Source organism: Bacteroides sp. 43_46 (assembly GCF_001915455.1).
Classification (GTDB): Bacteria; Bacteroidota; Bacteroidia; order Bacteroidales; family Bacteroidaceae; genus Bacteroides; species Bacteroides caccae.
Map to the genome: position 1 here is coordinate 1 of NZ_MNQN01000067.1, position 6429 is coordinate 6429.

Here is a 6429-nt window from a genome sequence, read left to right on the forward strand (position 1 = left end):
AACATAGAGGATATGAGCGGATTGATAAAGAAAGGTGAAGTCGGGTCTATCCTGAATGAAGTAGATCCGGTGCGTGTCAATGCCTTGCAGCGTGTGGCAATGGAGGAGTCCCGCTTGGGCATCCCCTTGCTGATGGCGCGTGATGTAATCCATGGTTTCAAGACCATATTCCCTATTCCCTTGGGACAAGCGGCATCTTTCAACCCGCAGGTGGCTAAGGATGGTGCACGGGTAGCGGCTGTGGAGGCTTCTGCCGTGGGTATCCGCTGGACATTTGCGCCGATGATAGATGTGGCTCGCGATCCCCGTTGGGGGCGTATGGCCGAAGGATGTGGCGAAGATACTTATTTGACTTCAGTGATGGGTGTTGCTATGGTCGAAGGTTTCCAGGGAGATTCGCTGAACAGTCCGACTTCCATAGCCGCATGTCCTAAACATTTTGTAGGTTATGGTGCTGCCGAGGGCGGGCGTGATTATAATTCCACTTTCATTCCGGAGCGTCGTTTGAGGGATGTATACCTTCCTCCTTTTGAAGCTGTGGCCAAGGCAGGGGCAGCCACTTTCATGACTTCGTTTAATGACAATGACGGAGCACCGTCTACCGGAAACACTTTTATTTTGAAAGATGTGCTTCGTGGTGAATGGGGATTTGATGGAATAGTAGTGTCAGACTGGGCTTCGGTAGCCGAAATGATGGCACATGGCTTTGCTGCCGATTCTAAAGAGGCAGCAATGAAGGCGGTGAATGCTGGTGTGGATATGGAGATGGTCAGCTATACGTTTGTCAAGGAATTGCCGGAATTGATAAAAGAAGGTAAGGTCAAGAAGTCTGCTATAGACGATGCCGTGCGGAATATTCTGCGTATCAAATTCCGGTTGGGACTGTTTGATAATCCTTATGTGGATGAGAAACGGATAGAGGAACTTTATGCTCCTTCTCATCTGGAGGCTGCCAAGCAAGCTGCTGTGGAATCGGCCATCTTGTTGAAGAACGAAAAGGAGACATTGCCTTTGCAATCTTCGGTAAAGGCGGTTGCTGTGGTAGGTCCGATGGCAAATGCACCTTATGACCAATTGGGTACCTGGATATTTGATGGTGACAAGACAAAAACCGTGACACCGTTGAAGGCTATCAAGGAACTGGTGGGGGACAAAGTGCAGGTGATATACGAGCCGGGTCTGACTTATAGCCGTGACAAGAATATGGCAGGTGTTGCCAAAGCCGCTGCTGCCGCTGCACGTGCTGATGTTATTTTGGCGTTTGTAGGCGAAGAGGCTATTCTTTCAGGAGAGGCGCATTGCCTGGCCGACCTGAACCTGCAAGGTGCGCAAAGCGAACTGATTGCCGCTTTGGCGAAAACAGGAAAACCGGTGGTTACTGTCGTAATGGCAGGGCGTCCGTTGACCATAGGAAAGGAAGTCGAACTCTCGTCAGCTGTACTTTATTCGTTCCATCCCGGAACCATGGGAGGACCGGCATTGGTCGACTTGCTGTGGGGTAAGGCTGTGCCAAGTGGCAAGACTCCGGTGACTTTCCCGAAGATGGTAGGACAGATACCGGTTTATTATGCTCATAACAGTTCCGGACGTCCGGCTACGCGGAATGAGGTTTTGCTGAATGACATTCCGTTGGAAGCGGGGCAGACTTCGTTGGGATGTACTTCTTTCTATATGGATGCAGGTTTCGATCCGCTGTATCCGTTTGGCTACGGTCTGTCGTATACGACGTTCAAATATGATAATGTGAAACTCTCGTCTGCCAATCTGAAGAAGGAAGATGTGCTGACTGTGACTTTCGATCTTGAGAATACCGGAAAGTATGAAGGTACCGAGGTAGCCCAGCTTTACGTGCAGGACAAGTTTGCTTCGGTGACCCGTCCGGTGAAAGAGCTGAAACGCTTTGCTCGCGTCACATTGAAGCCGGGTGAGAAGAAAAATGTATCGTTTGAACTTCCGATAAGTGAACTTGCTTTCTGGAATATAGATATGGTGAAGACGGTGGAAGCCGGAGACTTTGCTCTTTGGGTGGCACCGGATAGCCAAAGTGGAGAAGAAGTTTTCTTTAAGGTAGTAGATTGATTGTTGATTTAAGGTTAAAAAGAGAAGGGGCGGACCGTGACGGTTCGCCCCTTCTGCTTTCTTCTTTATAAGCCCCGCCTTCCGGCAAATAACTCATCACTTATTACTTATAACTTTCTTATATCCATACACCGCATTGCTTCCCAGTTCTTCTTCGATGCGAAGCAGTTGGTTGTACTTTGCCATACGGTCTGAGCGGCTCAGCGAACCGGTCTTGATTTGTCCGCTGTTGGTAGCTACGGCTATGTCTGCGATAGTCGCATCTTCCGTTTCACCGGAACGATGGGAAGTTACGGTAGTATATCCGTGGCGGTGTGCCATTTCGATGGCATTCAGTGTTTCGGTCAGCGAACCTATCTGGTTTACTTTAATCAATATGGAGTTGGCACAGCCTTTTTCGATGCCCATTGCAAGGAAGTCCACATTGGTGACGAACAAATCGTCTCCTACCAACTGGCAACGGTTGCCGATACGGTCGGTCAGTTTTTTCCAGCCGTCCCAGTCGTTCTCGCTCATGCCGTCTTCGATAGAGTCGATGGGATACTTGTTGATTAACTCTTCCAGATAGTCAATCTGTTCGTCGGCAGTACGTTTCTTGCCTTTTTCACCTTCGAATTTGGTATAATCGTAGATGCCATCATGGTAGAACTCGGAAGAAGCGCAGTCCATGGCAATCATTACATCTTTGCCCGGTTCGTATCCGGCAGCCTTGATGGCGGCAATGATGGAGTTCAAGGCATCTTCTGTACCCTCCAGATTAGGAGCAAAACCTCCTTCATCGCCTACTGCTGTGCTGAGGCCACGGTCTTTCAGGACTTTCTTCAGTGCGTGGAACACTTCGGCACCCATACGCAAACCTTCGCGGAAGGAAGTGGCACCTACGGGGCGTATCATGAATTCCTGGAAAGCAATGGGAGCGTCACTATGCGAACCGCCGTTGATGATGTTCATCATCGGTACAGGCATCACATAGGTATTTGTACCACCGATATATCGGTAGAGTGGGATGTCAAGGTAAGCGGCGGCAGCCTTGGCTACAGCAAGAGATACGCCGAGGATGGCATTGGCACCCAGATTGGCTTTCGTTTTGGTTCCGTCCAGTGCAAGCATGGCATGGTCGATACCCATCTGGTCGAGGGCGGACATACCGATGAGCTTGGGAGCAATGATATTATTGATATTGTCCACGGCTTTCAGGACACCTTTGCCTCCGTAACGTTTTTTGTCACCGTCACGCAGTTCCAATGCTTCGTGTTCTCCCGTGGATGCTCCTGACGGGACAGATGCACGGCCTATGAAGCCGGATTCCAAGGTTACGTCTACTTCTACAGTTGGGTTACCTCTTGAATCGAGGATTTCACGTCCGATAATCTTCTCTATTTTCATATTCAGTCAATTTTAATTATAAACTATCTTACTAACAAATGAAAACAAGGAATTGTTTTTCGTTTTTAATCCTTTATTGTAATGCCTAAAAGAGCAGTCAACTCCATGGCTTGGGAAGTATTGACGATGGCTCCCCGTATGTCGGGCAGGTTGAGGCGTATACCTCCTATGTGCGAGTCGCTCAAGTCGATTCCTCTTAGAGGGGTGTGTGAAAACTCGGATTCTACCAGCTCACAGTTTTCAAAGGCGATGGAGGCAAGTTTGCAGTCGTTGACGTCGCTGTTGCGCAAGTCACAAGAGGTGAAGCGGGCTTGATTGATTTTACTCATGGAAAGATTGAGGTATCTGGCATTGCAGTCCTTCATTGTCAGATGGTTCAATATTGTTTCCGGCAGATTGGTTCCCACCAGTTTGCAGGATATGAATTCCACTCTGAACAGAGAACTTTCGGCAAATGAGATGTTGGAAAGGTCGCAATGTTCAAAACGTACATCAGTGAAATGGCAGGATTTCAGTTTGCAGGCGCTGAATTGGATATGACTGAAAGTACAGTTGGTGATGCTTTTGTAGGAATACTCCATGTGTTCCTCTGTCCGTTTACCGAAGTGAAGGTCTCTGACAGTTTCTTCCGTATTCAGCCATTCTTCCAATGATTTGGAACTTTCACTTTGTCCCTCTAAGGTAGGAGGGATGATGCGTACGGGAGGCATGACAAAAGGCTTGCTGGGTTTCATAGGGGTGTTTGGGTTATATACAGCGTCCGAAGGCGCCGCCGGCGAAGGCTGCCAGGACTCCTAATGTGATACTTAATAAGGTATATAAGGCAAACATTCCGTAGAATTCTTGCTTTATCAGAATCAGTCCGTCATTGCTGAAAGTGGAGAAGGTGGTGAATCCTCCGCACAGACCGGTAGTCAGCAACAGCCGTACCTCAGTAGAAAGGTTGAAACGGGCGGATAAGGTATAGAATAGCCCGATGAGGAAACTTCCGAGGATATTGACTGTGAATGTAGCCCATGGGAAAGAGTAGGGGACTATGCGCTCGTGGAGCATCATCTGCACGCAGTAGCGCAGTACGCTGCCGGTACCGCCGCCAAGGAATATAGCTATCAGTAATCTAGTCATAGGTTTTCTGGGGTTGGTTTTGGCTGCAAAGGTAGTGAAGACAAAGGAATTTCAGTAAATCATAGCCCGAAATTTCATAAAGCGATTCTGTACTGGGGGAAGTAGTTATTGGTGGGATGTATATAATTTTGATATTTGATATGAGTGATTGCCAATCTTGGTTCCGGATAGTTCGTGATGGGGCAGAAGCGATTTACTAAATCTTGGAGGAAGATTTAGTAAATCGTTGCCGGAGATTTAGTAAAATGTCCGGGAGATTTTAGTAAACGAGTAGAAGGGGCTTTGGAAGGATGACTGGTTTGTCTGTATTTTTGGATACGGTAATAACTTGTGAAACTTGAGCCACTCTTGAAATTGAGGTCTTAACCGTTCAAATGCCATATTGTAGAGACCTCTCTAGAACCTTGTCTTGATAATCAGCGATTTATTTTCATTGGCTGTAGAGATTGTATCCATTCCTTCTCATTCTCTTCCTGCCTTTCTTTCTTCACTTGTAGAGAAGGGTTGTTCTTAATTTGTTGTTTTTTAGAGTTTTAACGAAATTGGTTGTAGATGTCATTTCCTTGTATTCCCGTCATTCACACCCTAACTTTGCAACATCGAATTCAAGAGAATGAAAGTTTATCGTTGAGGCCTCACGATGGATCTCCACTTCTTGAAAGAGAGGAAAAGGCTTCGGCCTATTTATTACATTATTATATTAACTTTCTAAAACATTAAAAATTATGGGACTTCAGTATGTAGTGGCAAAGAGAATCTTTGGTTTTGACAAGGACAAAAATGTAAAGTATGTAGCTAAATCCGTAGGAGCGGGTGAATTGGATTTTGATAAGTTGTGTGCCAAAGTGAGCCGTATTCTTGGTATTCACAGAAAGACGGTGGACTTAGTGGCTACAGGACTGGTGGACATCATGTCGGAAGAAATAGACGATGGAAAGACTGTTCGTTTAGGTGATTTCGGATTGTTCCGCCCTTCTTTTGTAGGGAAGAGTGCTGATACGGAGGCTGGCGTTTCGGCCAGTAACATTGTCCGTAAACGTATTCTGTTTTTTCCGGGGAAAGCTTTTAGTCAAATGTTGGGCAATATGAGCGTCACCAAGATGGTGGTTCCCGATACGGACTATACGGATGGAAGTAGCAATGGTGGAGGGGATAACTCCAATCCTTCGGGAGGCAATGACGGGGACCAAGGTGAAAATCCTTTGGGATAATTCCAGTGCACGATTAAAGTTGTAAAAATATGGAGGGCGAAGTTTTCGTAGCGATACTTCTCCTTCTATTTTGTTTGTAGGCAGGATATTGTTCAAGGGAAGTTGGTTTTCATGCAAACGTTTGCCGACAAATCATCTATCATTTTAGTTTAATTGCGTCAGAGTGTATTTCTTTCCTGCCTATATTTGCATCTGGAACATAATTTTATAAATATAGCATGAGAAACATGAAAGCAATCTGTACAAAATTAGCCTGCTTCCTGCTCGTTTTGTTGGTGAGCGGCGTAGCAATGGCAGAGAGTATTACCTCTCCCAACGGACAACTTCAATTGAATTTTTCGGTAAATGCGCAAGGCGAACCCGTTTACGAACTTTCTTACAAAGGAAAGCCGGTGATTAACCCTTCCAAATTAGGACTCGAACTGAAGAACGACCCCGGTCTGATGAATGGCTTCACGATGGAGGATGCAAAGACTTCCACTTTCGACGAGACTTGGGAACCGGTATGGGGTGAAGTAAAGCAAATCCGTAACCACTATAATGAGCTGGCTGTGACGCTCAACCAAAAGGCGCAGGATAGGAACATCATTATCCGCTTCCGTTTGTTCGACGATGGTATGGGCTTCCG

At 46.6% G+C, this 6429-nt stretch carries 6 protein-coding genes; 3 read left to right on the top strand and 3 right to left on the bottom strand.

Going from position 1 to position 6429, the window contains the following annotated elements; all coding sequences use genetic code 11:
* Window positions 1–2079: beta-glucosidase BglX (gene bglX / locus BHV72_RS06415; RefSeq protein ID WP_286855266.1), on the top strand; the 2079-nt coding region annotated here is incomplete at its 5' end.
* Between the two features lie 96 nt (window positions 2080–2175).
* On the opposite strand, the gene eno is transcribed toward bglX, so the two are convergent.
* The 3 genes from eno to crcB all read right to left on the bottom strand — a co-directional run bounded on the left by eno (window position 2176) and on the right by crcB (window position 4590).
* The gene (eno, locus tag BHV72_RS06420; protein WP_022402052.1) at window positions 2176–3465 is read right to left on the bottom strand and encodes a phosphopyruvate hydratase; all 1290 of its coding nucleotides are present in this window, start codon (window positions 3463–3465) and stop codon (window positions 2176–2178) included.
* Window positions 3466–3530: 65 nt separating this feature from the next.
* The gene (locus BHV72_RS06425; RefSeq protein WP_016273353.1) at window positions 3531–4199 is read right to left on the bottom strand and encodes a pentapeptide repeat-containing protein; all 669 of its coding nucleotides are present in this window, start codon (window positions 4197–4199) and stop codon (window positions 3531–3533) included.
* Window positions 4200–4212: 13 nt separating this feature from the next.
* Window positions 4213–4590 (bottom strand): fluoride efflux transporter CrcB, encoded by a 378-nt coding sequence (gene crcB / locus BHV72_RS06430; RefSeq protein ID WP_005826820.1) that lies wholly within the window; start codon window positions 4588–4590, stop codon window positions 4213–4215.
* Between the two features lie 725 nt (window positions 4591–5315).
* Between crcB and BHV72_RS06435 the strand changes: the two genes are divergently transcribed.
* Both BHV72_RS06435 and BHV72_RS06440 read left to right on the top strand, forming a co-directional pair.
* Window positions 5316–5801, top strand: a complete 486-nt coding sequence (locus BHV72_RS06435; protein WP_022402053.1) for an HU family DNA-binding protein — start codon at window positions 5316–5318, stop codon at window positions 5799–5801.
* A gap of 218 nt (window positions 5802–6019) precedes the next feature.
* On the top strand, window positions 6020–6429 hold a 410-nt coding region (locus BHV72_RS06440), incomplete at its 3' end, for a glycoside hydrolase family 97 N-terminal domain-containing protein (protein ID WP_286855293.1).